The organism is Pseudomonas sp. KBW05 (assembly GCF_003852405.1).
Taxonomy (GTDB): Bacteria; Pseudomonadota; Gammaproteobacteria; order Pseudomonadales; family Pseudomonadaceae; genus Aquipseudomonas.
This window is the reverse complement of the sequence record NZ_QAJM01000035.1, coordinates 1-26,118: the sequence shown is the minus strand read 5'-3', so window position 1 is coordinate 26,118 and position 26,118 is coordinate 1. Positions and strand designations below refer to the sequence as shown.

General features: G+C 64.1%; 22 protein-coding genes. 3 read left to right on the top strand and 19 right to left on the bottom strand.

Annotation, left to right across the window (positions count from 1 at the left end; translation table 11 throughout):
• Positions 1 to 189: 189 nt before the first annotated feature.
• A complete protein-coding gene (locus DBR46_RS25950) occupies positions 190 to 6,459 on the bottom strand; it encodes a non-ribosomal peptide synthetase (RefSeq protein WP_124528630.1) in 6,270 nt (2,089 codons plus the stop codon).
• Positions 6,460 to 6,891: 432 nt separating this feature from the next.
• Here DBR46_RS25950 and DBR46_RS25945 point away from each other — a divergent pair, with 432 nt between their 5' ends.
• Together DBR46_RS25945 and DBR46_RS25940 are read left to right on the top strand one after the other, a co-directional pair.
• Positions 6,892 to 7,668 carry a helix-turn-helix transcriptional regulator gene (locus DBR46_RS25945; protein ID WP_124528628.1) on the top strand — a complete coding sequence of 259 codons (777 nt, stop codon included), beginning with the start codon at positions 6,892 to 6,894 and terminating at the stop codon, positions 7,666 to 7,668.
• Positions 7,668 to 9,116, top strand: coding sequence for an efflux transporter outer membrane subunit (locus tag DBR46_RS25940; protein ID WP_124528626.1), 1,449 nt, complete (start codon positions 7,668 to 7,670; stop codon positions 9,114 to 9,116). The genes DBR46_RS25945 and DBR46_RS25940 overlap by 1 nt, the downstream gene beginning before the upstream one ends.
• Positions 9,117 to 9,256: 140 nt before the next feature.
• Here the strand turns inward: DBR46_RS25940 and DBR46_RS25930 are convergent, their stop codons facing one another.
• The 6 genes from DBR46_RS25930 to DBR46_RS25900 form a co-directional block, all read right to left on the bottom strand.
• Positions 9,257 to 10,189 carry a pyridoxamine 5'-phosphate oxidase family protein gene (locus tag DBR46_RS25930; RefSeq protein WP_124528622.1) on the bottom strand — a complete coding sequence of 311 codons (933 nt, stop codon included), beginning with the start codon at positions 10,187 to 10,189 and terminating at the stop codon, positions 9,257 to 9,259.
• 79 nt (positions 10,190 to 10,268) lie between these two features.
• Positions 10,269 to 11,138 (bottom strand): LysR family transcriptional regulator, encoded by an 870-nt coding sequence (locus DBR46_RS25925; protein ID WP_124528620.1) that lies wholly within the window; start codon positions 11,136 to 11,138, stop codon positions 10,269 to 10,271.
• Complete coding sequence (locus DBR46_RS25920) at positions 11,138 to 12,046, bottom strand: LysR family transcriptional regulator (RefSeq protein WP_124528618.1); 909 nt, start codon at positions 12,044 to 12,046, stop codon at positions 11,138 to 11,140. Before DBR46_RS25920 ends, DBR46_RS25925 begins: the two co-directional genes overlap by 1 nt.
• Positions 12,047 to 12,178: 132 nt before the next feature.
• Positions 12,179 to 12,811: a glutathione S-transferase family protein gene (locus DBR46_RS25910; RefSeq protein ID WP_124528614.1), complete on the bottom strand. Its 633-nt coding sequence runs from the start codon at positions 12,809 to 12,811 to the stop codon at positions 12,179 to 12,181.
• Between the two features lie 622 nt (positions 12,812 to 13,433).
• Positions 13,434 to 14,225, bottom strand: a complete 792-nt coding sequence (gene fetB / locus DBR46_RS25905) for an iron export ABC transporter permease subunit FetB (protein WP_124528612.1) — start codon at positions 14,223 to 14,225, stop codon at positions 13,434 to 13,436.
• The gene (locus DBR46_RS25900) at positions 14,222 to 14,905 is read right to left on the bottom strand and encodes an ATP-binding cassette domain-containing protein (protein ID WP_124528610.1); all 684 of its coding nucleotides are present in this window, start codon (positions 14,903 to 14,905) and stop codon (positions 14,222 to 14,224) included. The genes fetB and DBR46_RS25900 overlap by 4 nt, the downstream gene beginning before the upstream one ends.
• A 173-nt stretch (positions 14,906 to 15,078) precedes the next feature.
• Here DBR46_RS25900 and DBR46_RS25895 point away from each other — a divergent pair, with 173 nt between their 5' ends.
• Positions 15,079 to 16,266: a DUF1835 domain-containing protein gene (locus DBR46_RS25895; RefSeq protein ID WP_124528608.1), complete on the top strand. Its 1,188-nt coding sequence runs from the start codon at positions 15,079 to 15,081 to the stop codon at positions 16,264 to 16,266.
• 151 nt (positions 16,267 to 16,417) lie between these two features.
• Here DBR46_RS25895 and DBR46_RS25890 read toward each other — a convergent pair whose 3' ends face one another.
• The 12 genes from DBR46_RS25890 to nac all read right to left on the bottom strand — a co-directional run bounded on the left by DBR46_RS25890 (position 16,418) and on the right by nac (position 26,063).
• On the bottom strand, positions 16,418 to 17,251 hold the full coding sequence (locus DBR46_RS25890; RefSeq protein ID WP_124528606.1) for an ABC transporter substrate-binding protein: 834 nt from the start codon (positions 17,249 to 17,251) through the stop codon (positions 16,418 to 16,420).
• A 58-nt stretch (positions 17,252 to 17,309) separates the two neighbouring features.
• Positions 17,310 to 18,038 carry an amino acid ABC transporter ATP-binding protein gene (locus tag DBR46_RS25885; RefSeq protein WP_177414126.1) on the bottom strand — a complete coding sequence of 243 codons (729 nt, stop codon included), beginning with the start codon at positions 18,036 to 18,038 and terminating at the stop codon, positions 17,310 to 17,312.
• Positions 18,039 to 18,061: 23 nt separating this feature from the next.
• Positions 18,062 to 18,805 (bottom strand): amino acid ABC transporter permease, encoded by a 744-nt coding sequence (locus DBR46_RS25880; protein WP_124528602.1) that lies wholly within the window; start codon positions 18,803 to 18,805, stop codon positions 18,062 to 18,064.
• 6 nt (positions 18,806 to 18,811) lie between these two features.
• Positions 18,812 to 19,513 carry an amino acid ABC transporter permease gene (locus DBR46_RS25875; protein ID WP_017737198.1) on the bottom strand — a complete coding sequence of 234 codons (702 nt, stop codon included), beginning with the start codon at positions 19,511 to 19,513 and terminating at the stop codon, positions 18,812 to 18,814.
• A gap of 110 nt (positions 19,514 to 19,623) precedes the next feature.
• Positions 19,624 to 20,376, bottom strand: coding sequence for an SDR family oxidoreductase (locus tag DBR46_RS25870; RefSeq protein ID WP_124528601.1), 753 nt, complete (start codon positions 20,374 to 20,376; stop codon positions 19,624 to 19,626).
• A 93-nt stretch (positions 20,377 to 20,469) separates the two neighbouring features.
• Entirely contained in the window at positions 20,470 to 21,243 is a 774-nt protein-coding gene (locus DBR46_RS25865; protein WP_124528599.1) for a LamB/YcsF family protein, read from the bottom strand.
• A complete protein-coding gene (locus DBR46_RS25860; RefSeq protein ID WP_124528598.1) occupies positions 21,240 to 21,635 on the bottom strand; it encodes a hypothetical protein in 396 nt (131 codons plus the stop codon). The genes DBR46_RS25865 and DBR46_RS25860 overlap by 4 nt, the downstream gene beginning before the upstream one ends.
• Positions 21,632 to 22,606: a biotin-dependent carboxyltransferase family protein gene (locus DBR46_RS25855; protein ID WP_124528596.1), complete on the bottom strand. Its 975-nt coding sequence runs from the start codon at positions 22,604 to 22,606 to the stop codon at positions 21,632 to 21,634. Before DBR46_RS25855 ends, DBR46_RS25860 begins: the two co-directional genes overlap by 4 nt.
• Complete coding sequence (gene pxpB, locus DBR46_RS25850) at positions 22,603 to 23,259, bottom strand: 5-oxoprolinase subunit PxpB (protein ID WP_124528594.1); 657 nt, start codon at positions 23,257 to 23,259, stop codon at positions 22,603 to 22,605. The genes DBR46_RS25855 and pxpB overlap by 4 nt, the downstream gene beginning before the upstream one ends.
• Positions 23,256 to 24,608, bottom strand: a complete 1,353-nt coding sequence (accC, locus tag DBR46_RS25845; RefSeq protein ID WP_124528592.1) for an acetyl-CoA carboxylase biotin carboxylase subunit — start codon at positions 24,606 to 24,608, stop codon at positions 23,256 to 23,258. The genes pxpB and accC overlap by 4 nt, the downstream gene beginning before the upstream one ends.
• A gap of 27 nt (positions 24,609 to 24,635) precedes the next feature.
• Positions 24,636 to 25,043 (bottom strand): acetyl-CoA carboxylase biotin carboxyl carrier protein subunit, encoded by a 408-nt coding sequence (locus DBR46_RS25840; protein WP_124528590.1) that lies wholly within the window; start codon positions 25,041 to 25,043, stop codon positions 24,636 to 24,638.
• Positions 25,044 to 25,157: 114 nt separating this feature from the next.
• Positions 25,158 to 26,063 (bottom strand): nitrogen assimilation transcriptional regulator NAC, encoded by a 906-nt coding sequence (gene nac, locus DBR46_RS25835; protein WP_124528652.1) that lies wholly within the window; start codon positions 26,061 to 26,063, stop codon positions 25,158 to 25,160.
• Between the last annotated feature and the right edge of the window lie 55 nt (positions 26,064 to 26,118).

Genomic DNA, 26,118 nt, shown 5'->3' with positions numbered 1-26,118 from the left:
TGTTGGGGCAAGAGCCCTTTGCTTACTTTGGGCTGGGCCGGCACTCCGGCTTTTCCAAAGTGAGCCGCCGTAAGGGCGGAACCATAAGCCGCCGTTACCCAAATAACGGATATGTACACCGACAGGCCGCTATCGCAGCCAAGCCAGCTCCCACACAAAGCTGCTCACACATCCAATCGCAGTCAGGTTTCAAATCCGACGACGCCGATTGAGCGCGGGGATAGCGGTTTCAGCAACAGCCACTTGCTCAACCTGCGCCACCGTACACGCCGCCAACTGCGCCAACGTCGGCTGACTGAACAACGTCCGCGCATCCACCTCCAGCCCCGCCTTGCGCATCCGCGCCACCACATTCACCGCCAGCAACGAATGCCCGCCCAGTTCAAAAAAGTGGTCATACCGCCCCACCCTTTCCAACTTCAACACCTCGGCCCAGATCCCGGCCATCACCGTTTCAACCTCCCCAACCGGCGCCACATACGCACGGCTGAGCACCGACGCCAGACCCGGCTCCGGCAGCGCCTTGCGATCAAGCTTGCCAGCCGGGTTCAGCGGCAAGGCGTCAAGCTGCACAAACGCCGCCGGCACCATGTACTCCGGCAGTTGCTCCAGCACATGGGCACGCAACACCTCCGGGCTCGGCGCCTCGGCACGAAGGGTGAAGTACGCCAGCAACCGCTCATCACGAATCAGCACCGCCACTTCACGCAACGCCGGATGCGCCGCCAGGCACGCTTCGATTTCCCCCAGCTCCAGGCGCACGCCACGCAGCTTGACCTGGAAGTCGTTGCGCCCAAGAAATTGCAGGTCACCATCCGGCAAATACCGCACCAGATCGCCGGTGCGATACAGGCGATCACCGGCCACAAACGGACTGTCGATAAACCGCTCGGCGGTCATCTGCGCCAGCCCCAGGTAGCCGCGCGCCACGCCGACCCCGCCGATATGCAAGTGGCCGCTGACGCCCATCGGTACCGGCGCATCGTGTTCGTCCAGCACATACAGGCGGGTATTGTTGATCGGCCGACCAATCGGCAATTGCAGCGCGGGCACGCGGGCGCCCGGTTCAAGGGTCCAGGCGCTGCTGTCCACCGTGGCTTCGGTGGGGCCATAGACGTTGTGCAAGCGCACCTGCGGCAGGCGCGCCTGCACACCACGGGCCAGGGCCTCGGTGAGTTCGCCGCCGCCACACAGCACATCGGTCAGGCTGCTGCACAACGCCGACTCTTCCAGTTCAAGGAACTGCTGCAACATCGCCGGCACGAATTTGATCACGCTGATTTTTTCATCACGAATCACCTGCGCCAGGTACGCCGGTTCGCGATGCCCATCGGGCCGCGCCAGCACCAGGCGCATGCCATTGGCCAGCGGCCAGAACAGCTCCCACACCGAGCCGTCGAAGCTGAACGGGGCACGTTGCAACAGCGCTCCGCCTTCGGCATTCGGGCACAGCTGCGAGCCCCAGTGCATCAGGTTGGTCAGGCCGCGGTGTTCGATCATCACGCCCTTGGGCGTGCCGGTGGAGCCCGAGGTGTACATCACGTAAGCCAGATTGGCGGGGGTCAGGCCCGGCACCCGAGGGTTGCCGGCGGGGGCCTGTTGCCAGGTGCAGCGGTCGAAGTCGAACACCGGCATCGCCACTTCACCGGGCAAGTCGCGGGTGGCGCCATGCACCAGCAACGCCACCGGCTGGCTGTCGTGGAGCATGTAGGCCAGGCGTTCGCGCGGGTAGCTCGGGTCCAGCGGCACATAGGCGCCACCCGCCTTGAGAATGGCCAGCAACCCCACCACCAGGTCGAGCCCGCGCTCGACGCACAACGCCACCCGCGAATCCGGTTGCACCCCGCGTTCACGCAGGCAATACGCGAGCTGGTTGGCGCGCTCGTTGAGTTCACGGTAGGTCAGTTGCAACGTGCCGGCCTGCACCGCCACCGCATGGGGGATATGCCGCGCGTGGGCCTCGAACAGCGCTTGCACGGTCAGGGTTGCGTCGTGGTCGGTGGCCGTCGCATTGAGGTCCACCAACTGCCTGTGCAGTTCGCTGGCGGGCAACACCGGCACATCGCGTAATGGCCTTTGCGGGTCGTGTTCGAGGGCGTCTGCCAAGCCGTTGAGCGCCGTGTCGAGGTAGCCCAGCAAACACGCGGCACCGACCTGGCGCGGCGCCTTGGCCTTGAGGCGAAAGCCGCTGGCAACGTCGTCCACAGTCATCATCAGCGGATAACTGAGGATGTCTTCACTGCTGAGCAAGGCGATGCCCGGCCCCAGGTCCGGCGCAGTGTCTGCGGCGGTATGCCGATAGTTGAGCAGGCTGTTGAACAGCGGCGCCACCTGGCTGCAACGCTGGGCCAGGGCGAGGGAGGCTTGTTCATGGACCAGCAGCGCGCTCAGTTGGCGATGGGTGTCGTGCACCGCCTCGACCACGCTTTGCCCGGCCAGGCACAAGCGCAGCGGCAAGGTGTTGATGAACATGCCGAGAGCCCGATCCGCGCCCTCGCCCGCCTGCAAGCGACCGAGCAGTACGCTGCCGAACACCACATCATCACGACCGGCCACGCGGCTGAGCACCTGGGCCCAGGCCAGGTGGAACAGGCTTGCGGCGCTCACGCCCAACGCCCGTGCCTGCGTGCGCAAGCGCTGGTTGAGGTGCTCGCCCAGCGCCTGTTCGGCGGCTTCGGTGTCGGCAGGCTGCGCCCGATGTTCCTGTAGACCGAAGGCCAGGGTCGGCTCGTCCACGTCCGCCAAACGCTCACGAAAGAACGCTTCATGCGCCGCCTGGCGCGCGGGCAGGCGTGCCTGCGCAACCACATTGCGATACGGCACCGGCGCGGGCAATCGCGCCTGTTCACCGCGCAGATGGGCACGTATTTCATCCAGCAGAACCGTGGTGGACGTGGCGTCATTGACCAGGTGATGGAAGCGCAACCGGGCGACCCAGCGCTGCTGCTCCGGTTCCTCGCGATAGTCCAGGGCCATCAGCGGCGCCTGGCGCAAATCCAGCGGCGCACAGGCTTCGTGCAGCGGCTGAACCGGTAGCGTCGCCTCGCGCCACACCACTTGCATCGGCTGCTCAAGGGCATCCCACACCAGGCTGGTGCGCAGGATGTCGTGGCGGTTGATCACCTGTTGCAGCGCCTGGGCAAATGCATCCAACTGCGCGCGGCCGGCAAAGCTGAACAGCGCTTGTTGCTGATACGGATCGTGCTCATCAGTGATGTGGTGGTAGAGCAACCCTTCCTGCAACGGCGCCAGCGGGTAGATCTCCTGCACATTCGCCACTCCACCGGGGATACCCGCGACGATGCGATCCAGGCTGGCCTGATCCAGCGTGGCCAGGGCCAACAGATCGGGGGTGAGGACGGTGCAATCGGCCGGCACGCGGTTGGCCGGCACGTCGCTGTCGCGGCCCTCGCTCACCGCCGCCAGGGCCGCCAGCGTCGGCTGGCCGAACAACACCTGCACATCGGCACGCAGGCCGGCCTGGCGCATGCGTTGCACCAGTTGCACCGCCAGCAGCGAGTGGCCGCCCAGCTCAAAGAAATGATCGTGGCGCCCCACTTGCTCGACCTGCAACAGCTCGGCCCACAGCTGTGCCAAGGTGGTTTCCACACCCTCGTGCGGAGCCTCGAACACACGCGTCACGAAGGCGTCCGGGGTCGGCGCCGGTAATGCTTTGCGGTCGAGTTTGCCGTTGGCCGTCAGTGGCAACACCGCCAGCCGGGTGTAGGCCACGGGCAGCATATAGTCGGGCAACGAGGCTTGCAGATGGCTGCGCAATGCTTCGATTGCCAGCGGCTCACGTTCGATAAACCAGGCCAGCAGTTGCCCTTCGCGACACAGCACCACCGCGTCGGCAATCTGCGGGTAAGCGGCCAGTGCCGCTTCGATCTCGCCCAGTTCGATACGCACGCCACGGATCTTCACCTGGTCGTCGTTGCGGCCGAGGTATTCCAGATTGCCGTCGGGCAGCCAGCGCGCCAGGTCGCCGGTGCGGTACATCCGCCCGCCCGTGTTGGGGTCATCGACGAAGCGCTGCGCCGTCAGGTCCGGCCGGTTGAAGTAGCCACGGGCCACGCCTTTGCCGCCGACATACAACTCCCCCGTCACGCCAACGGGCACCGCACGCAAGTGGGCATCCAGCAGGTAAACGCAGGTATTCGCCACCGGCGCGCCGATATGCAACGGCCGCCCTACCTCGACGAGGCCGGAGGTGGCGACCACCGTCGCTTCGGTCGGCCCGTAGTTGTTGATCACGGCAAAGGTCTGCGCCAGGGGGAACGCACGGAGGCGGTCGCCGCCAATCAGCAAAGTGCGCAAGGTCGGGTGGCCCAGGCCCTGGCTGAAAGCGTATTCGGCCACCGGCGTTGGCAAGAAACACACGTCCAGCGGTTGCGCCCGCCACCAGTGCAACAGCGCGTCGATATCCTCCGCACCATCATGGGCCGGTGGCAGGTGCAAGGTGGCGCCCACGCACAGCGCCGGCCAGACCTCCCAGGCCATCGCATCAAAGCCAAAGCCGGCGACACTCGCCGTATGGCTGCCGGCCTGCAGATCGAACGCCTGGCAGTGCCAGTCCACCAGGTTGCAGACGCTGTAGTGCTCGACCATCACCCCTTTGGGCAAGCCGGTGGAACCGGAGGTGTAAATCACATAGGCCAGGTGCGCCGGGCTGACCGCGACACCGGGCGGCTGGCGTGACGACACCGACGCCTGGCCCAGCACGATCACGGGCACCGCCAGCGTGGGCAGGCGATGCAGCAGCTCGGGCTGGACCAGTACCAGCGCCGGCGCGCTGTCATGCAGCAAGTAATGCACGCGCTCGGCGGGATGGGCCGGGTCGACCGGCACGTAGCAGGCGCCGGCCTTGAGAATCGCCAACAACCCCACCATCGTGTCGAGGCCGCGCCGGGCGAGGATCACCACCCGATCATCCGGCTGCACACCGTGGGCCAGCAGTTGATGGGCCAAGCCATTGGCCTGCTGGTCGAGCGCAGCGTAGGTCAGCGCTTGCCCCTGATACCGCGCCGCAATGGCCTGCGGCGTGCGCGCGACCTGCGCCGCGATACGCTCGTGCAAGGTACGCGGTTCAACCATCGGCTGCGCCGTGGCATTCCACTGCTGCAACTGGGCCTGTTCGGCTGGCGTCACCAGCGCCAGCTCGCCGACCGGCACCGCGCAGTCGTCCAGCCCCTGCTCCAGCAGCCAGATCAGGCGCTGCGCCAGCGCCTGCACCTCGTCGTGCTGGAAATACCCTTCGTTGTACACGCAATGCAGGCTCGCACTGCCCTGCTGGCGGTTACTGCGCAGGTGGATCGCCAACGGCAGCGACTCGTGTTGATTGGACACCTTGACTGCCCGGGCCTGGACGTCGCCGTAACGCAGGTCATGGTCATCCTGTTCGAACGACAGCGAAACCTCGAACAACTGCTCGCGCCCGCTGCGGCGCAGGCCCAGCTCGCGGTTCATCTCACTCAAGGGAAAACGCTGGTGGCGGAAATCCTGCTGGAGCTGGTCGCGCACGCCACGCACCAATTCACCAAAGGGCAGTTGCGCATCGAACTGCAAACGCACCGCACTGACCTGGGCAAACAGTCCGACCGTGGCACGAAAGCGGGCGTTGGCGCGGTTGAGAATCGGCAACCCCACCACCCATTCCTCACGCTGGCTGATGCGCGTGAAATACACGTGCATCGCCGCCAGCAGTACATGAAACGCCGACGCCTGGTAACCCTTGGCAAGCTGCTCCATGCGTTCGAGCAAGGCCAGCGGAAACGCCTGCACCCACGTATTGCTCAGCGCCTTGGCGGTATGGCGCGGGGTGAGCAGCGGCTCCGGCAAGGTCTGGTACTTGTCTAGCCAATAGGTGCGGTCACGGGCATAACGGGACGACTGCCGATAGCTCAGGTCAGCGTCGATAAAGTCGCGATAGGACGGCGCCTGCTGCGCCAGCGGCCGCCCCTGCTCCAGGGCGCTGTACAGGCCGGCGAGGGATTGCAGCATCTGGCCAAAGCCCCAGCCATCCAGGATCAAGTGGTGGGCCTGGGTGCCGAGACGGTAGTGCTGGTTGCCCAGCTTGACCAGGAAGAAGCGGAACAGTGGCTCGCCTGCCAGGGCATAGGGTCGGGCCATCTGTGCCTGCATCAACGTTTGAAACGCCGCGACGGGATCAGGCTGCGCCGACACGTCATGCAGGACCACCTCCGCCGCCATCTCGGCCACGAAGGTTTGCTGCGGCAGGCCCTCGGCGTCGCCGTGCACTTGGCTGCGCAGCGCATCGTGGGTGGCTACCAATCGCGCGACGGCCTGCTCCATCAGCGCCGGCACCACAGCGCCGGCAAAGTCCACGTAGCCACCGATGTTGTACAGCGGCGAGTCGCCCTGGCGCAGTTGGTCGAGCCAGATGTCCTGTTGGGCGGCGGTGAGGGGCAAGCGGGTCGGCAGGCAGGGTAAGGGCTGCATAAGATCCTTCTCATGGGTGTCCGCAGGGAGGCCCACTACGGCGAAATTGCCGGATTTGAGCATGGGGTCCAGGGCCTGTCTGTCACCCTAAACCCGGACACCCAAATGGATGGAATTGGGTTTCGCTGAAGGCCCACCGCTGAAACGATTAAATGGGTGTAGGACATTCGCTATGACTGGCCGATGTCGATTGGCTGAGCGCTGCCAAAACGAAAATAATTTATTATTTATTTCAATAACTTAACTGACATTTAAAATTATCTTTCAGTTTTCTCCGGCGGAAAACACTGTCAGAAACGTCGAATTAATGACGTTATTTTTATGGCAGCTTGTGTCACGCATTTCTGCTACATACGTAGGACAAATCACCTGGCTGAATAGGATTTCACGGGCTGATTGCTGACGATTTTGGACATCAAGGATGAGATGGCTATGAGCTTGACGCAGAGTATTGGCACCACGGACAACCCGCATTTCTACGCCGAGATGGGTGAGTTGATCGCAAACAGTGGCCATGCGGATTTCGCCGCCAACCTGTTGCAACTGGTCGACAAATGGGTGCCGATCCATTTGGTGGACCTCAGTGAATGGACCCTCGATGACACCCGCGACAGCGTGCTCGACATCACCTTGCTCGGCAGCGCGGGGCTCAAGCAGGCGTTGGCGGCCCCCCAGGCCCTGCACCCGCTCAACACCCATCCGCTGCTGCGCGACATGTTGCGCATGCAAGACCCGCTGCTGATCCAGATGAAAGCCAAGGCCGGCAGCTCACACCAGTGCAACCTGGTGTCGCGCCAGGCCAACCGGCGGTGTGTGATTTCGTTGTACCGCCCGCCCACCCAGCGCGGTTTTTCCCTGGCCGAGTTGTCGTTTCTCAAGTGCCTCTCGCAGACCCTGTTGCCGCTGATGGAGCGCCATGCACACAGCCTGCGCCAAGCGCCCCACAGCGAGGTCGAAGCGCCGCATAACCTGCTGGAACAGTCGCAATTGCAGCGCGAGTTCTACAAGCGTCTGGCGCTGAGCGATATCACCTTGTCGGCGCGGGAGCAGGAAGTGTGCCTGGGCCTGTTGACCGGGGGCACCGTGCCGCAAATGGCGGAAAAACTCAGCGTGAAAAACAGCTCGGTGGAGACCTACCTCAAGCGCGCCGCCGCCAAGCTGGGCGTCAGTGGCCGGCACGGGCTGGCGAAATGGATGGTGGGCGCCTGATGCGCACACTCACGCTCACCCTCGCCTGCCTGCTCGGCGGTTGCTCGCTGATCCCGCAGTACCAGCGGCCCGCCGCGCCGGTCCCGGCGCACTACCCCCAAGGCAGGGTGTACACCGCGGCGGTCACCACGGACTGGCAACCGCTGTTCCATGATCCGGCGCTGCAACAGCTGATTGCCGATGCATTGCACAACAACCGCGACCTGCGGGTGGCGGCGTTGAATGTCGAAGCGTTCCAGGCGCAGTACCGCATCCAGCGTGCCGACCTGTTCCCGGCTGTGTCCGCCAGCGCGGTGGGCAAACGGCAAAAGCTGCCCGGGGACGTGACCGGCACCGGCCAGTCTGCGATCACGTCGAGCTATTCCGCCACCTTGGGCCTTAGCGCCTACGAGCTGGATTTTTTCGGCCGCGTGCGCAGCCTCAGCGAACAGGCGATGCTGACCTACCTGGGCACCGAACAGGCGCGACGCAGCGCGCAATTGAGCCTGGTGGCCAACGTCGCCAATGCCTACCTGACCTGGCGGGCCGATCAGGAGCTACTGGCATTGGCTCAGCAAACCCTGGCCGCCGACGATCACAGCCTGCGCCTGACCCAGCGCAGTAAAAGCGCCGGCAAAGCCTCGGCACTGGAAGTGGTACAGGCGCGCACCAGCGTCGAAAGCACCCGCGCCAGCGTCGCCCGCTATCAACGTCAGGTGGCCCAGGACCTCAACAACCTGACCTTGCTGGTGGGCACGGCGGTGGATGCCAACCTCCCCGCCCGCCCGCTGACCACCGACCTGGTGGCGGCGGTGCCGGCCGGGCTGCCCTCGGACCTGTTGCAACGACGCCCCGACATCCTCCAGGCCGAATACCAACTGCAAGCCGCCAACGCGAATATCGGCGCCGCCCGTGCCGCGTTTTTCCCCTCGGTGACCCTCACCGCCAACACGGGCAGCGCCAGCACTGAGCTGTCGGGGCTGTTCAAGGGCGGCTCTGGCACCTGGACCTTCCAGCCGCAGATCAACCTGCCGATCTTCAACGCCGGCAGCCTGCGCGCCAGCCTCGACTACGCCAAACTGCAAAAAGACATCAGCGTGGCGCAGTATGAAAAGTCCATCCAGACCGCCTTCCAGGAAGTCGCCGACGGCCTCGCCGCCCGCCAGACCTACACCGACCAACTCGCGGCACAACGGGATTTTGTCGCGGCCAACCAGGTGTATTACGACTTGGCGCAACATCGCTACCGCAGCGGCGTGGACAGCAACCTCACGTTCCTCGATGCCCAGCGTTCGTTGTTCAGCTCGCAGCAGGCGTTGATTGTCGATCAGCTTGCGCAACTGGTGGCGCAGGTGCGTTTGTACACGGCGTTGGGTGGTGCTTGGGGTGTCGATCAACAACTGGGGCAAGGCCCGGCACCGATAAAAAATGTGGGAGCGGGCTTGCTCGCGAAGGCGGTGGGTCAGTGAATACATCTTTGACTGACCCACCGTCTTCGCGAGCAAGCCCGCTCCCACATTTGGATAGGTGCCGACCCGAAGCACTATGCACACCGCCCATTCCCTGTGGGAGCGGGCTTGCCCGCTAAGGCGCCCTCACAGGCAACCCCCTACCAACGCCCCGTCGCCAGACTGAACGGCGAAAACTGCGCAAACTGCCAACGCAGCGCCAACGCCGCCGGGCGCCAGACCACCTGCTCCACCGTCACCGTCCACAGCCGCTGCGCGCCCTCGAACTCTGCGACCTGCGGCCCGCTAAGGATCAGTTCCGTACGCCCGGCAAGCTGCAACACATCCCCCGACGCAAAATCGATAAACAACAAACCCGCCACCGGATTGAGCTGCAAATTGCCCAGGGTGTTGAAAAACAGGTTGCCGGCAAAGTCTGGAATGGTCAGCACGTTGCCCTCGACCCGCACAAAACCCTGGTTGCCACCGCGATGGGAGACATCCACCGAGCGTTCGCCGTCGGTGTCCACATAGCTGGCGACAAAGAACGTATCGGCGTTGCGGATCAGCGTTTGCGCCGTTTCATCCAAGCTCTCGGAGCGCTCGACCTGCGTACCGGGTCTGCGCGCAACCCCGTCCACCGGCCGCAGTTGGATGTACTTGGGGCAGTTGCCAAACGTGTGCTCCACCTGCACCGAGAACCCCTCATGATCAAGGGCAGCGACCCGGCCGTTCATGCGGTTGCGCCGCCGGGTGTTGAGGTCGATCCCCAGCACGCCCACCGCAGCGCCATCACGCAAGCCTGCGCGGGCGGGGTCGCTCATGGAGGGCTGGCTGTCGACCTGCAACGTCTGCGGGTCAGGCGAGTGGGCAAACCCCGGCGCGCCTTCCACCAGCGTGGCCCAGGGAATGCCCTGCTCATCCACCACACCGAGCAGCAGGTAGGGCAACAGCGGATAGAAGTCGCGATGCTGCTCGGGCAAGTGATCGCGGATCACTTTCGGTCCGACCATCGCCATACGCTCGGCCACGCCCACTGCGGCTTGCAGCTGCCGCTCGCCGGCATGCCAGGGAGATTGTTCGATCAGGTTCATGGCGACCACCTCAGGTTGTAGGCCCCCATGCTGCGCCCTGCCCCGCAGCGAGAGAATCACCACGCCCGGCAATCCACTATTACGCCAGCTGAAATGCCGGATGGGCGCGCAGTGCCGTGACACAGTGCTCGACAAAGCTGCGCACGCGCATCGGGGCGTTGCGCCCTTCGCGGTACACCACATGAATCGGCAGCGGTGGCTGTTCATACGCCGGCAAGACCCGGCGCAGTTGCCCGCCGAGCAGATGCTCGTGCACCGGGTAGCTCAGGCAACGCACCAACCCCGCACCGCCCACAGCCGCATTGATTGCGCCTTGCACCGTGGTGCAGCCCAAACGGGCCTTGAATTCATGGCCCTGAAAAGCCCAATCCACCTGGGCGATCAGGCGATGGTGCTTGAGGTCCTGCGGGTGCAGGGGTTCGCCGTGGGCCGCGAGGTAGCCGGGGCTTGCGCAGAGCATCTGCCGCACCTGCCCCACGGGCCGTGCGATCAGTGACGAGCTGGGCAGTTCGCCGACGAGAATCGCCACGTCCAGGCCTTCTTCGTGCAGGTTCGGATAATAGTCGTGGTAGTGCGCGGCGAGACGCACCTCGGGATAGCGGTCCAGGTAACTGGCCAACACGGGCGCCATCACATAACCGCTGAACAGCAACGGCAAGAACACCCGCAGATTGCCTTGGGCCTGCACATGCAAGCCCTTGGCCGAAGCTTCGGCGGCGTCCACCGCCGCTAGCAGGCGCAGGCAATCGGCCAGGTAGGCGCGGCCCACTTCGGTGAGGCTCACGCCCCGCGTGCTGCGCTCAAGCAATGGCACCCGCAGGCGCGCTTCCAGGCGGGCCACCGCGCGGATCAGGGTCGGGCCCGACACCTGCGCCGCGCGCGCCGCCGCCGCCAGGCTCGGCTGCCCGGCCAGTGCGGCAAACCGTTGCATATCGCGAAAGTGCTCCATCAACCGCGCCGGTTCAGGGCGGCATCCTGCCCCAGGCGCGCGCTGAGAAAATCGACAAAGCTGTGGACCTTCGCCGGCACCCGCGCGCTCTTCTGGAACACCACCTGGATCGGCAGCGGCGGCGGTTCAAAGCCTTCGAGGACAACCTCCAACTCCCCCGCCGCCACCGCTGCGGCCACTTGATACGACAGCACCCGCGTCACGCCCCAGCCCTGGCGCGCGAGGTTGATCGCGGCGTTATTGGCCGTGACCACCAGGCGTGGTTCGATGGGCACGGTCAGCGGTTGGCCGTGTTCAACAAAGGTCCATTCATTCACACGCTGGCTGGCGGAGGTGGTGGCGATCTTCGCTTCACGCAACTGCGACGGGTGTTCGGGGCGCCCGTATTGGTCGAGATAACCCGGCGATGCACACACCACCCGCCGCACTTCGCCGACCTTGATCGCCTGCTGCCCCGGTTCGTGCAGGTGGCCGATACGCACGGCCACATCAACGCCTTCGTCATGCAAGTTGACCACGCGATCCACCAGCAAGGCGTTGATCGTCACCAACGGAAAACGATCGAGAAACGCCCCCAGCGCCGGCGCCACATACAGCTCGCCAAACAGCACCGGCGCGGTCACCGTCAAGTGCCCGCAGGGGATCGAATAGCTGCCCGCCGCCGCTTCTTCGGCTTCGTCGAGTTCGGCGAGGATGCGCCGGCAGTCTTCCAGATAACCCTGGCCGGCCTCGGTCAGGTGCAGGCTGCGGGTGGTGCGCGCCAACAGTTGGGTGCCGATGCGTTGTTCCATGGCGGCGATGGCCCGCGTCACACTGGGTGGCGAGGTGTTCAAGCGGCGCGCGGCGGCGGCAAAACCGGCCTCCTCGGCCACCGCGAGGAACACCTGCATTTCATGGAATCGGTCCATCGTCACTCCTTCAGTTGTTTACACACCTGTGGCGAGGGAGCTTGCTCCCGCTGGAGTGCGCAGCGCTCCCAAGATTTCTGGGGCCGCTGCGCAGCCCAGCGGGAGCAAGCTCCCTCGCCACAGGTGTTCATATCAAGCCTGTTGCAGGCCGGCCGCTGTGCGCGGCATGCCGACAAACCCCGGCAACGCCTCAATGCTGGCCAGCCAGGCACGCACTTGAGGGTAGTCGGCCAGCGACACATTGCCTTCCGGCGCATGGGCGATGTAGGTGTAAAAGGCAATATCGGCGATGCTCGGCTCCTCACTGGCGAGGAAGCGGCTGTGGCTCAACTGCTGTTCCACCAACTGCAGCAAACCATGGGCGCGGCTGATGGCGTTGACGGTATCGACCTCAGCACCAAACACCACCGCCAGGCGCGCAGACGCCGGCCCCACATGCAACTGACCCGCCGCCGCCGACAGCCAGCGCTGCACACGGGCCTGACCCACCGGGTCGCTGGGCAGCCACTGGCCCTTGCCGTACTTGCTTGCCAGGTAAACCAGGATCGCATTGGAATCGGCCAACACGGTGCCGTTGTCATCAATCGCCGGGACCTGGCCAAAACTGTTGATCGTGGCGAGAAAATCCGCCGACTTGTGCGCGCCTTGCGCGAGGTCCACCAGGATAAATTCCGTGGGCAAGCCCAGCAGGGACAACATCAGCTCCACCCGATGGGAGTGGCCGGACAGCGGAAAACCGTAGAGTTTGATCGCAGCTTGAGACATGACAGGCTCCAAAATAAGGTTGTCGACGCCGGCCATGGTCCACCGCTACCGCGATCGCTGGAATCACCAGGATTCACAATCCAGCATTTCATCAGGTGAAACAATCACGATAAAGCCCCTGACAAACCCCGAAGCTTTGGCTTTGGCTTTGGCTTTTCAGCTTTTGATCTTAGGCGCCCCGTCAACCACGCTGGCCGAACGCAGGCTTGAATCCGTGGGTAACCCGGCAGGACGCCGGGTTAGCCGTCCTGGGCCAAGGATGGCCCATGACGGCGGCCCACGGATTCAAGCCNNNNCGGAGTGAGGGCACACCGAGCACTAGCGAGGTGCCGAGTGGTGGGGCAAGAGCCCTTTTGGTTACTTTTGGGGCTCTTTTCCAAAAGTGACCCGCCGTAAGGGCGGAACCATAATCAGCCGTTACCTGAATAACGGATATGTACTCCGACCAAAAAATCTCAGCGCTCAACACATAGCTATCGCAGGCAAGCCAGCTCCCACATTTGGCCGGCGTACACCCGGTAAAACTCGCTCGACTGCCAGGCCGCCACGGGAGCAAGCTCCCTCGCCACAGGTCCAGCAGCAATGTTCAAAGTTGTGTAGCGAGCCAGCTCCCACAGAGATATCAGCGCTCTTCGAGACGCTCACGCAAAAACCTGTGCCCCACCGAAAACAACCGCCGATACGTCAACAACACCGCCCCCACCGTACCCAACGCCGAAGCCGCGGCTATCAAGAACATGATCACGATCTGATACCGCACCGCATCCACCGGGCTTTCCCCCGCCAGTACCTGGCCGGTCATCATGCCGGGCAGGCTGACGATGCCGACCACGGTCATCTGGTTCAGCGTCGGGATCATCCCCGCGCGCACCGCCTGGCGAATGGCGTCCTGTGCCGCCTCCCAGCGTGAGCCGCCGAGGGCGAGGATCATTTCGATGGTGTTGCGCCCCGACGTCAGCTCCTGGGTCATGCGTTCTATGCCCAGCGACACGCCGGTCAGGGTGTTGCCGAGGATCATCCCGAGGATCGGAATCGCATATTGCGGCTCGTACCACGGGTGGATGCGGATCACCGCAAACAGCCCCACTGCCGTCACCAGCCACGAGCTGCCCCACACCGACAGAATGCTGTCGACCCGCTGCCCCTTGTACGTGCGCCGCCCGCGTCCGGCGGCGGAGATGCCGGCAATCAGGGTCATGGCGCACATCAACGGCAGCACCACGTACCAGTAGGCAAACTCGAACACCCAGCCCAGCAGGTAACCGATGGCCAACAGTTGCACCACGGTGCGCACTGCCGCCCACAGCAATTGGCGGCCGAGGCCCAGGCGCAAGAGCAGCGACAGCGCGCCGTTAATCAGGATCAGCGAGGCGGCGATGCCCAGGTCGAGGGCGGTGAGGTTCTGGTAATTCATGGCTGGGCTACCCCGCTCAACACGCCGGCACTCATGTGCAGGTGGAGGTTGCTCATGCGCTGGGCCTGGTCGAGGTCGTGGGACACCCAAATGCAGGCACGGGATTGATCGCCGGCGAACCAGGCGTCGATCAGCGCTTCCACTTCGCGGGATGACGTGGGGTCGAGGGCGGCGGTGGGCTCGTCCAGCAGCAGGACTTCGGGGTTCAGTTGCAGGGTGCGGATCAGCGAAACCACCTGGGATTCACCGCCAGACAAATCCGCAGCATTTTTTGCCAGGAAGTCCGGCGCCTTGCCTGCATGCCCCAGCAATGTGGTGACGGCTGCAAGGTCGAAGCTGCGTTTATGCGAGGTCTTGAGGCTGAACGGGAAACGCAGGTTGTCTTCCACCGTGCCTTCGAGCAACGCCGGGCGCTGGGCCAGATAGCTGATATGGCAACGGTAATGGGGAATCTCGGCGTTGCCGATCGGCTGGCCGTTCCACAGGACTTGCCCAGAGGTGGGCGCATCCAGCAGGGCCAGGGCGCGCAAAAAGACACTTTTGCCAGAGCCGGAGGAACCGGTGATGGACACGCGGTCGCCAGCGTTCAAGGTGAAATCGGTGGGCTGGAGCAAAGGCACTTGGCGGCGCTCGTCCATGCGCGTGAGGGCGCGGGTTTCAATCAGCGGGGTGTCAGTCATGAACTCGATACTCGGTGAGCGGCTTGCAATCAACTATTTCACTACCTATATTCCCCGCCTGGCGCCTTCTACGCCACCTTCCGCGGAAAGGGCTGCGCCCAAGACACAGCAACACCCTCTTTTTTCTACGACTCCCAACCTTAAAGCGGACAAGGTTCAGACAAGGAGCTCGTATGTCCCACCACTTCAACACCGACGGCCGCCTCAACCTTGAGCAGCAGCGCAAGCGCGCCAAGGAACTGTTGCCGCGCCTCAAGGCCCAAGACCCCAGCGCCACCCTGTCCCAGGCGCAATGGCAGATAGCCAAGCAACTAGGCTTCAGCAGCTGGCCCAAGCTCAAGGCCCATGTGGACGCCATCGACTTCGCCGCGCGCCATCCCGACTTCGAAGCCTGCGATGAAGCCCGCACCACCCACTGGCGCTGCGGCAATGACATCGCCCACAGCCTGCAACTGGCCGGGTTCAAGGGTCGTTTCCAGATGCTCAGCGACCCGTTGTGCATGGGCCCGGTGCCTGACCTGCCCCGCGCGGATTACCAGGCCCTGCGCGCCACCTTCATCAGCCAGGCGTTTGCCATGGATGCGGGCGATGCGGCCCGTAGGCTGGCCGATGAATACACCCAGCTTGCAAGCCTGGCCAATGCCGAACACAGCGTGCTGTGGTGCGAAGCGGACGCCTATGACCAACTGTTCCTGATCCGCGCCTTGGCCGGCCTGGAACGGGCGCCGCAGCGACTGGAGCTGATCGAAGTAGACCGCATCCCCGGTGTGCAGCGTTTTATCGGCATCGGCCAACTGGCGCCGGATGTGCTCGCGTGGTTATGGCCGCAGCGGCGCCTGATCGATGACGACGCGGTGCAACTGGCCAAGCGAGCGTGGGCGGCGTATTGCGCCAGCTCGCCGGTCGAATGGGCGGCACTGGCCCATGGCACACAGCCTGCCCTGCCCTTTTTGGCGCCCGCCTTGTTGCGCCAGTTGCAGGAATTGCCCGGCGCCCGCGACGGTTTGTCGCTGACTGAGCGCCTGACCCTGGGCTATCTCGCCGAAGCCGGACCCAAGCCTGCGGGTCGGGTGTTTGCCGAGCTGATGGCCAAGCGCGAGCCGCTGCCGTTTCTGGGGGACATGATGTTTTATGCGCTGTTGCGGCCGTTGATCGATGGCGCGGCGCCGTTGCTGGCGGAGACGGAGGTGGGGTTGGTTCTGACCGAATTGGGCCGGGCGGTGCTCGATGGGCAGGCGTATTGGTTGGAGCATGCGAGCCATGAGCGTTGGGTGGGTGGCACACGCATAGCGCCCGGCCAACCGCACTGGATGCTCAATGAGCAACTGCAGCCCGTACTGAACAGTCACTACCAACACTGAACCCAAGGTGGGAGCAAAACCCAATGTGGGAGCGGGCTTGCTCGCGAAAGCGGAGTGTCAGTCACTACATCTGCTGCTGGTCCACCGCATTCGCGAGCAAGCCCGCTCCCACATTTTTGAGCTTTGTACATCAAGTGGAAATTGGAAATGCTTACGGCAGCGGGTCGAACTTCAGGGCGCTGAGGCTCTGCACCTTGTCCTCGCGCACCATCTTGTATTCGGTGTTCGGGCCGATCCAGCGGTCCCAGATCGCATCGATCTCCCCGGCCTGTTCCATCGCCATCAACGACTCATTGACCTTGGCCAGAAACGCCGGCTCATCGCGGCGCATGCCCGCGCCAATCGGCTCCAACGCCATCGGTTCCTTGGCAATCGCCAGTTCCACGCCACCGGCCTTGGCCTGGTTGACCAGTTTCAGCGCAGTCATGGTGTTGGTCACCAAGCCCACCACTTTATTCTGTTGCAGGGCCATATAGGCCGAGCCGGTGTCCTGGAAGGTCACCGGGGTGGCGCCGGCGATGCGGATCGATTGCTCCGAGGTGGAGCCCTTGGTCGAGCTGATGCGCTTGTCCTTGAAGAAGCTTTTCGGCTGGTCGGCGTTGGCCGCGCGCACCACCAGGGTTTCCTTGGCGATGTAGTACGGGTCGCTGAACTGGATCTGTTCGGCGCGGGTCTTGGTGTACGCCAAGTTGGCGAAGATCACATCGACGCGGCCCATCTTCACTTCGGGAATGCGCGCTTCAACCGACAGCGGCTTGAGTTCCAGGGCCACGCCCATGGTCTTGGCCAGGGCCTTGCACAAGTCCACGTCCATGCCCACCAGTTCGCGGGTCTTTGGGTCCGGCGCGGAGAATGGCGGCACATCGGCGTACACGCCGCAGCTCAAGGATTGCTTGGCCAGAATGTCGCTCAATTGGTCAGCCTGGGCGCAGGCCACAGCCAATGGACCCAATGCCAGCGCAGTAAACAGATGCTTCATACCCATGGGAAATCTCCAGAAAGTTGGACAAGCAAAATGGCAGAAGGAATCAAGCCGCCGCAGCTCAGTGGGCCCGCAGGTCGGCGATGAAGCGTTGCGCTCGCGGGTGCGAAGGCTGGGTGAAGAAGGCGTCGGGGCTGCTCTTTTCCAGAATCTGCCCCGCGTCCATAAACCAGATGGTGTCCGCCACTTCGCGGGCGAAATTCATCTCGTGGGTTACGCACATCATGGTCATGCCGTCCTTGGCCAAGCCCTTCATCACGCTCAGCACTTCACCGACCATTTCCGGGTCGAGGGCGCTGGTGGGCTCGTCGAACAGCATCACTGGCGGCTCCATCGCCAGGGCGCGGGCAATCGCCACCCGTTGTTGCTGGCCGCCGGACAACTGCGCCGGGTAGGCCCCGGCCTTGTGCGCCAGGCCCACGCGGTCGAGCAGTTCCATGGCCTTTTGCTTGGCCGCCGCGCCCTTGAGGTTGCGCAGCTTGTTTGGCGCCAGGGTGATGTTTTCCAGCACCGACAGGTGCGGGAACAGGTTGAAGCTCTGGAACACAAACCCCACGCGGCTGCGCAGGCGATTGATCTGCGCGTCGGTGCCGTGCACGTCCTGGCCGTCGAACAGGATCTGGCCGTTCTGGATGTCTTCCAGGCGGTTGACCGTGCGGATCAGCGTGGACTTGCCCGAGCCCGACGGCCCGCACAGCACCACCACTTCACCGGGGTTCACCTCGGCGGTGATGTCGGTGAGCGCCTGGTACTCGCCGTACCATTTATTGATTTTCGAAAACATGATCATTGGATGCATGAGCGCAGCCCTCTTCAATTATCGGTGGCCAGCAACGGCTTGCCGGGCACGGTCTGCCCGCCGTCACCGAGGCGCTTGCGCGCAATGCGTTGTTCTACCCAGCCAGCCAGGCGGGTCAGGCCGAAACACAGCAGGTAGTAGATGATCGCCAGGATGAAAAACACCTGGAACGGCTTGGTCAGCAACTGGTTGTTGACCTGGTTGGCGGCGAAGGTCACTTCCTGCACGTTGATCACGTAGCCCAGGGAGGTTTCCTTGATGATCGAGATGAACTGGCTGATCAGGCTGGGCAGCGCGTTGTACAACGCCTGGGGCAGGACCACCCAGACCGTGGTGCGCACATAGCCCAGGCCCAGGGCGCGGGAGGCTTCGTATTGCCCGCTCGGCAACGCCTGGATACCGCCGCGAATGATTTCGCACAGGTACGCGCTCTGGTAGATCACCAGGGTGCAGAGCATGGTCATGAAGCCGGTAATGTTATGGCCGATCAGCAACGGCACCAGGAAGTAGGTCCAGAAGATCACCATCAGCAGCGGAATACCGCGCAGCACGTAGACCCACACCGTGGCCACCCAGTACAACCCCTTCCACGGCGACACCCGCGCCAGCGCCAGCAGCAGGCCGAACGGGAACGCCAGTAACAGCGCCAACGCAGCAAGGATCAAGGTGCTGGCCAGGCCGCCCAAGGGACCGTGGGGATACTGGCCGATGAGGAACAGCGTCCAGTTGTTCTGCAGGATTTCAACGATATCGAACATCGCCATCTACCTCGCCAGGGCTTTGCTGAAGTGCCGGGCAAGCAATGCCCCGGCGCCCATCAGCAGCAGTGAAAACACCAGGTAGAACACCGTGGCCACCAGGTACGACTCGAAGGTGCGGAACGTGTAGTTCTCCACTTCGCGGCTGGCGTAGGTCAGTTCCATCACGCCGATCGCCATGGCCAGGCTGGTGTTCTTGAACAGCAGCACGGTGTGGTTGATCAGCGATGGCAGGCAGTTGCGCACGCCCTGGGGCAGGATCACGTAGCGCATCGAACGCACGTAACCCAGGCCCAGGGCGCGGGATGCTTCGGTCTGCCCGGCGGGAATCGCGCGCAGGCCGCTGCGCATGTCTTCACAGAAATACGCGGCCTGGCAGAGGCCCAGGGCGATCACCGAAAACAGGTACTCGGTGTTGTGGCTGGCCAGCCACAGTTGCGCGTTTTCGCTGAGCAGGGTCGGCACGCCGAAGTACCACAGCATCAGTTGCACCAGGGTGGGCACGTTGCGGTGGTAGGACACGTACCCCGCCACCAGGCGGTCGGCCAGTTTGTTGCCGGTCAGGCGCACCGTGACCAGCGTCAGCGCCAGAATCATCGCCAGCAGCCAGGCGAACAACGCCAGCTGCAAGGTCATTTCGATGCCCTTGACGATCAGCTCGGCGTACTCGCCTTGCAGAATCGCGGCCAAATCGAAGTCTTGCTTCATGGTCAATCCCTATCGGCATTGGGCTAGGGCAGAAATCAAAATCACCCGGCGTGGCCGTGGCGGGATGCAGCGCTGACGGATCGATCCGTTCTGTTTTAGGGGGCTGTGGTTCAGCCCTGGTAATCCTGCGGACGCGCGGTGGAGAGCCCGCCCGGCACCTGCAAGGTCGGGGTGATTTCCATATGCCCGACGTTGACGGCAATCGGCGCGGCAATCGCAAAGGCGATGGCGTTGGCGATGTCTTCGGCCTGGGGCAGTTCGAAGCCCTCGACGAAGCGCTTGTAGGTCTCTTCGGAATCGCCGTGCACGTGGGCAAAGATGTCCGTGGCCACACGCCCCGGGCAGATCTCGGTGACCCGCACGCGCTTGCCGAACGCATCGATGCGCAGCTGGCGCGAGAGCATGCTCACCGCCGCCTTGGTCGCGTGGTACGTGGAGTTGCCGCCAAAGTTATAGGCCGCGGCAATCGAGCTGATGTTGATGATGTGCCCGCAATCGCGCTCGACCATACCCGGCAAGGCCAGGCGCGCCAGGTGCAGCACGGCGCGCAGGTTGACGTCGATCAGCAGGTCGATGCCGTCGGCGTCGGCCTTGAGCAGCGAACCCGGCTTATCGACACCGGCGTTGTTGACCAGGATGTCGAAGGTGTTTTCGGCGAACAGCTGGGTCAGCCCGGCGATGTCGGTCACGTCGATGGCGTGGGCAATGCAGCCGGTCTTGGCCGCCAGTGCCTGCAACTTGTCGGCGCTGCGGGCCAGGGCATGCACCTGCACGCCTTCCTGGCACAGGCGCTCGACAACGGCGGCGCCGATGCCCGAGGAAGCCCCGGTGACCAGCGCGGTTTTGTAGTCGGAAAATGGCATGGGGTATTCCTTGTGCTGCGGGTTATGGTTCGACTCTATCCAGCCTTCAGGCGCTGGACCAAGACGCAATGGTTGTGTGGCGATAAGGCCTGCTTATGACGCGGCCAGCAGCTGGGAAATCGGCGTAATGTGCCCGCCCAACTGCTCGATTTCCTGGCGAATCGTGCGCGCCAGTTCGACTGCGCCGAGGGTGTCGCCGTGCAGCAGGATCGAATGCGCCGGCACCCGCAGCACCTTGCCGCTGAAGGACGTGACGGTGCCCTCCTCCAGCAATTGGCGCACGCGCTGTAATACCGCTGCCGGTTCCTTGATCACCGAGCCTTCGACCTTGCGCGGCACCAACAGGCAGTCGTCGTCATAGGCGCGGTCGGCCAGAAAGGTGGTGGCAACGCGCAGGCCGCATTTCTCGGCGGCGCCTTCGATGGCGCGGCTGCTGGACGAGCTGATTATCAGCGTCGGATCAAACGCCGCCACCGCCCGCACCAGCGGTTCGGCCAGCGCAGCATCGGCGGCGGCCATATTGCCGAGGGCGCCGTGGAAGCTCATATGGGTCATGCGATGGCCGTTTACAGCGGCCATCCCGGCCAGCGCGCCGAGTTGGTAGATCACGTAAGTGGCGAGTTCCTTGATCTCGATCTGCATCTGGCGTCGGCCGAAGCCCATCAGGTCCGGGAAACCCACGTGCGCACCGAGGTCGATGCCACCGGCCTTCGCCAGTCGCACGGTGGTGTCCATGATCAGCGGATCACCGGCGTGGTAGCCACAGGCGACGTTTGCCGAGGAAATCAGGCGCATCAGTGCCTCATCCTCACCCATGCGCCACGGGCCGAAGCCTTCGCCGAGGTCGGCGTTCAGATCGATCTTCATGCTGGATGCTCCAGGCCCAGGAACGCTTCGCCGTAGCCGACGGTGGTGCCGCAGGGCACACGCACATCAATCACCCGTGCGGCCTCACGGCTGCGCTGGGGCAGCAGCAGGTCGCCAACTTGCAGCACCGCCACCAACTGCCCGGCGCTGAGCGGATCGCCCACGGCCACGAAGGGTTCGCTAAGTTGCGGGTGGGTCAGCAGCAAGCGACCCAGGCCGGTGGTGCGCAGGACCTTGTCCTCCACCGTCGCTACGGCAACGGGCGCCGCAACGCTGGCCGCAGGCGCACCGCGCTTGAGCGTCAGGTGGACGCCGGGCCGGGTCATTTCGGCGCCGGCCAGGTGGTGTTCCTTGAGCCACAGCGCCAGTTGGCGAATCTCCTCGATTGTCATGCTTTAACTCCCTCTCGGTGCAGGTCCACCAGGCGGCTGACTTCGCGCAGGTAACGGCGATTGGTTTCCAGGGCCTCGACCGCGTCCTCATAGCTGCACTCGATAAAGCGCACCTTGCTGCCGATGGGCGCCTGGCCGAGGCGCCACAGGTCGGCCTCGATCACGCTGCCAAACTTGGGGTAGCCGCCGCTGGGTTGGGCGTCACGCATCTGGATGATCGGCTGGCCACCGTGGGGCACCTGGATCACGCCGGGCACGATGCCGTGGGAGCGGATTTCCATCGGTGCGATGGGCAGCAGCGGTTCGCCTTCCATGCGGTAGCCGTAGCGATTGCTCTGGGTGGTGATCTTCCACTCACCGGCCCAGAACGCGGCGCGGGAGCTTTCCTGGAAGCGCTCATATTCGGCGGCGGGCAACACACGCATGGCGGGCACACCGTCGATCTGCAACGGCAGCGCCAGGCTCGGCGCCAACACACCAAAGTCCAGCGACAGAGGACTGATGCCGGGGCGCAAGGCCGCGAGGCGATCCGCCTGCTGCAACGCCCGGCCGTCCAAACCACCGAACTCGCCGCGCAGTTGGGTACTGCGTGAGCCGAGCACCGACGGCACGTCCACACCACCGGCGAGGCACAGGTAAGCGCGGCTGCCGGAGGTTGGGTAACCCAGGTGCAGTACCTGCCCTTCGCGGCCCTGGTACACCCAGTTCGGCGGCAACGGTTGGCCGTCCAATGTGGCGTCGCAAGCGGCGCCGGTCACGGCAAAGGCGCAGTCGTGCAGCAGCCGCACTTCGAACGGGAACAACGGAATTTCAATCGCCGCGGCGTCTTCGGGATTGCCCAGCAACAGGTTGCCCAACGCCAGCGCCAGGTGGTCCATGGCGCCCGACGTGCCCACGCCTTGACCGAGGCTGCCGAAGCGGCCGAAGTCCTGCACGGTGGCCAGGGCGGTGGCCGATAGAATCTCGATCATCGAATGATCCTCTCGATGCGCAAGCGCAGGAAATCACCCGGCCGCAAGATCGCTGGCGGGGTTTGGGCGGGGTCGAAAAACGACATTTCGGTGCGGCCGATGGTGTTCCAGCCGCTGGGGCCGGCCGACGCGGAAACGCCGGTCTGCACACCGCCGATGGACACCGAACCGGCGCCGATATTCAGCACCGGCACTTGCCGGCGCGGCGTGGCCAGGCGCTGGTCCATGCCGCCGAGGTAGCAGTAACCCGGGTGGCTACCCAAGGCGTACACCGGATACAGCGGTTCGCAATGCAGGTTGGCGATGGTCTCGATGTCCAGCCCGGTGTGGGCGATCACGTCATTCATATGCGGGCCGAACTCGCCGCCATAGACCACCGGCAGCTCGACGATGCGCCCTTCCAGGGGCAGCGGCGTGCTGTGTTCCCAAGCCTGCAACAGGCGTTCGCACAGCGCGTTCAATTCGCGCGGCGGCTTGAGGAAGGTGAGCATCAGGTTGTTCATGCCGGGCACGGCTTCGTGGATTTCCGGCCACTCGCCGGCTTGCAGGGCCAGGTTCCAGATGCGCTGTTGCGGGGCCAGGTCCAGCTCGCCCGGTGCTTCAAACAACAGGGCGCTGGAGCCCAACAGGCTGATGTTGGGTACGGTGCTCATGTCGGGCTCCTTTGCTGCAACCAGCGCTCCAGATGATGAATATCGACACCGCCCGCTTGAAAGGCCGGGTCATCGAGAATCTCGCGGTGCAACGGGATATTGGTGCTGATGCCGTCCACGATCATTTCGCTGAGCGCCAGGCGCATACGCGCCATCGCTTCCTCGCGGGTGGCGCCGTGGGTGATGACCTTGGCCACCATCGAGTCGTAATACGGCGGCACGCGGTAGCCGGTGGTGACGTGGGAGTCCACCCGCACGCCAAAGCCGCCGGGCACTTCCCAACGCTGGATCAGGCCGGGGGTAGGCATGAAGGTGCTCGGGTCTTCGGCGTTGATGCGGCATTCCAGGGAGTGACCGTTGAGCTGCACATCCTCTTGGCGCAGGCTCAGCACTTCGCCACGGGCCATGCGCAGTTGCTGCTGCACGATGTCGATACCGGTGGTCATCTCGGTGACTGGGTGCTCGACTTGCAGGCGGGTGTTCATCTCGATGAAGAAGAACTCGCCGTCTTCATAGAGGAATTCAAAGGTGCCCACGCCGCGATAACCGATCTGGCGGCACGCCTCGGCGCAGCGTTCGCCAACCTTGGCGATCAGCGCGGAGTCGATCCCCGGGGCTGGGGCTTCTTCCAGCACCTTCTGGTGGCGGCGTTGCAACGAGCAGTCGCGGCAGCCGAGCCAGATTGCATGGCCGTGGGCGTCGCACAGCACCTGGATTTCCACGTGGCGCGGGTGGCCGAGGAATTTCTCGATATACAGTTCCGGGTTGCCGAAGGCCAGCCGTGCTTCTTCACGGGTGAGGGCAATGGCGGCGAGCAATTCGGTGTGTTCCTGCACCACACGCATGCCGCGCCCGCCACCGCCACCGGCGGCCTTGACGATCACCGGGTAGCCGATCTCGGCGGCGATGGCGAGGATGCTCGCGTCGTCGCTGGGCATCGTCGAGTCCGGCCCCGGTACGCAGGGCACGCCGGCTTCACGCATGGCGCGCTTGGCGGCGACCTTGTCGCCCATGGTGCGGATGCACGCGGCGCTGGGACCGATAAAGGTCAAACCCGCCGCCTCGATGCGTTCAGCGAAGCCGGCGTTTTCCGAAAGAAAGCCGTAGCCGGGATGGATCGCCTGGGCGCCGGTGACCTTGGCGGCAAACAGCAGCGCCGTCTGGTTGAGGTAGCTCAGGCCAGGCGCGGCCGGGCCGATGCACAGGGCTTCGTCGGCATTTTGTACGTACTGCGCGTTGCGGTCCGCTTCGGAGTACACCGCCACGGTCTTGATGCCCAGGCCATGACAGGCACGCTGAATGCGCAGGGCAATTTCGCCACGGTTGGCGATCAGCACTTTGTCGAACATTGAATTCACCTGCATCACAAATAAGGGTCAATCGAGGCGGAACAGCGCCTGGCCGGCTGCAACTTCAGCCCCGGCCTGGGCCAGGATCTCAGCCAGCTTGCCGGCCACCTTGGCCTTGACCGGGTGGAACATCTTCATCGCCTCGATCACCGCCACGGTCTGGCCGGCTTCGATGGCTTGCCCCACGGCGACAAACGCTGGCTCACCGACGGCGGGCGTCAGGTGCAGCACGCCGTAGAGGCTGGCCTTGATCTCAATCGCCGCCGTTGGCTTTACCGCAACCGGCGCTGCAACCACGCTGGGTGCGACGCTGATCGCCGCCTGCCCCGCCTGCTTGAACAGCCGCAACGTGCTGTCGCCTTCGGTAAGGCTCAGTTCCAGCAGATCGGATTCGGCCAGCAAATCCATCAACCCCTTGATACGTGCTGAATCCATAGTTGGCCCCTGCCTGTCGAACGTGTCTTGAGTGGATGGGGCCAATCTACCGAGCCCCTCGAAAAGCGGCCAAGACGCTTTGGCTTTGGGGTGATAAGCCGCCCTTATGACCACTCACGCCGCGCTGCCACGCATCTGCGCCACCAGCTCCAGGAGGATCGCCTTGACCGCCTGGGCCGGCACCGACAGCGGCAAATGCCCGGACAGACACAACGCCAACGGCGCCTCCACTTCGGGCTCGACGATGCGACACATATGCACCGCTGGGTTCGCCGCCAACACCCGCGCCGACGACTCCGGCAGGATGGTCGAGCCGAAGTGATCGGCCACGGCAGCGGTGAGCGTGGTGGACGACTCGATCTCGGCCACCACCCGCGCACCGAGGCCGATGCGCAGGAAGGCTTCGTCCACCATGCGGCGCATCACGTTGTAGGGACGGGGCAGGAGCATGTCCATGTCGGCCAGTTCGGCCAGGGGGATGTCGTCGCGGCCGGCCACCGCCGGATCGGCGCTGACCAGGTACAGCGGCTCGCGCAGCAGCGAGACGAAACTCAAGCCGTGCACCTCGCGCCCGCCGTAGAGCACGGCCATGTCCATGCGGCCGTTCATGATCAGCTCGCTCAGGGTGGTGCCGAAGTTTTCGTTGAGGTACAGCAGGATGCCGGGGTGGCGTTCGCGCACGGTGCGCAGCAGTGGCAGCGACAAGGTTGACGCGGCGGTGCCGGGAGCGAGCCCCACCGAGACCTGCCCGGACAAGGCCTGGCCGGTGGCGTTGATATCGCTCTGCGCCTGTTCGCACTGGCGCAGGATGATCTGCGCATGGCCGTACAGCACCTTGCCGGCTTCGGTCGGGGTGACGCCGCGTTTGGTGCGGATCAGCAGTTGTTGCTGCAACTCGGCTTCCAGGGTGGCCAGTTGTTGGCTGAGGGCGGGTTGGGCGACATGCAGCACGTCGGCGGCTTGGGTCATGCTGCCGATGTCTACCAGTTTCACGAAGTACTTCAATCGGCGCAGGTTCAAGTGGGCGGTGCTCATGTGGGGATTGAGTAGGGCTTTACCTGTGGGAGCGGGCTTG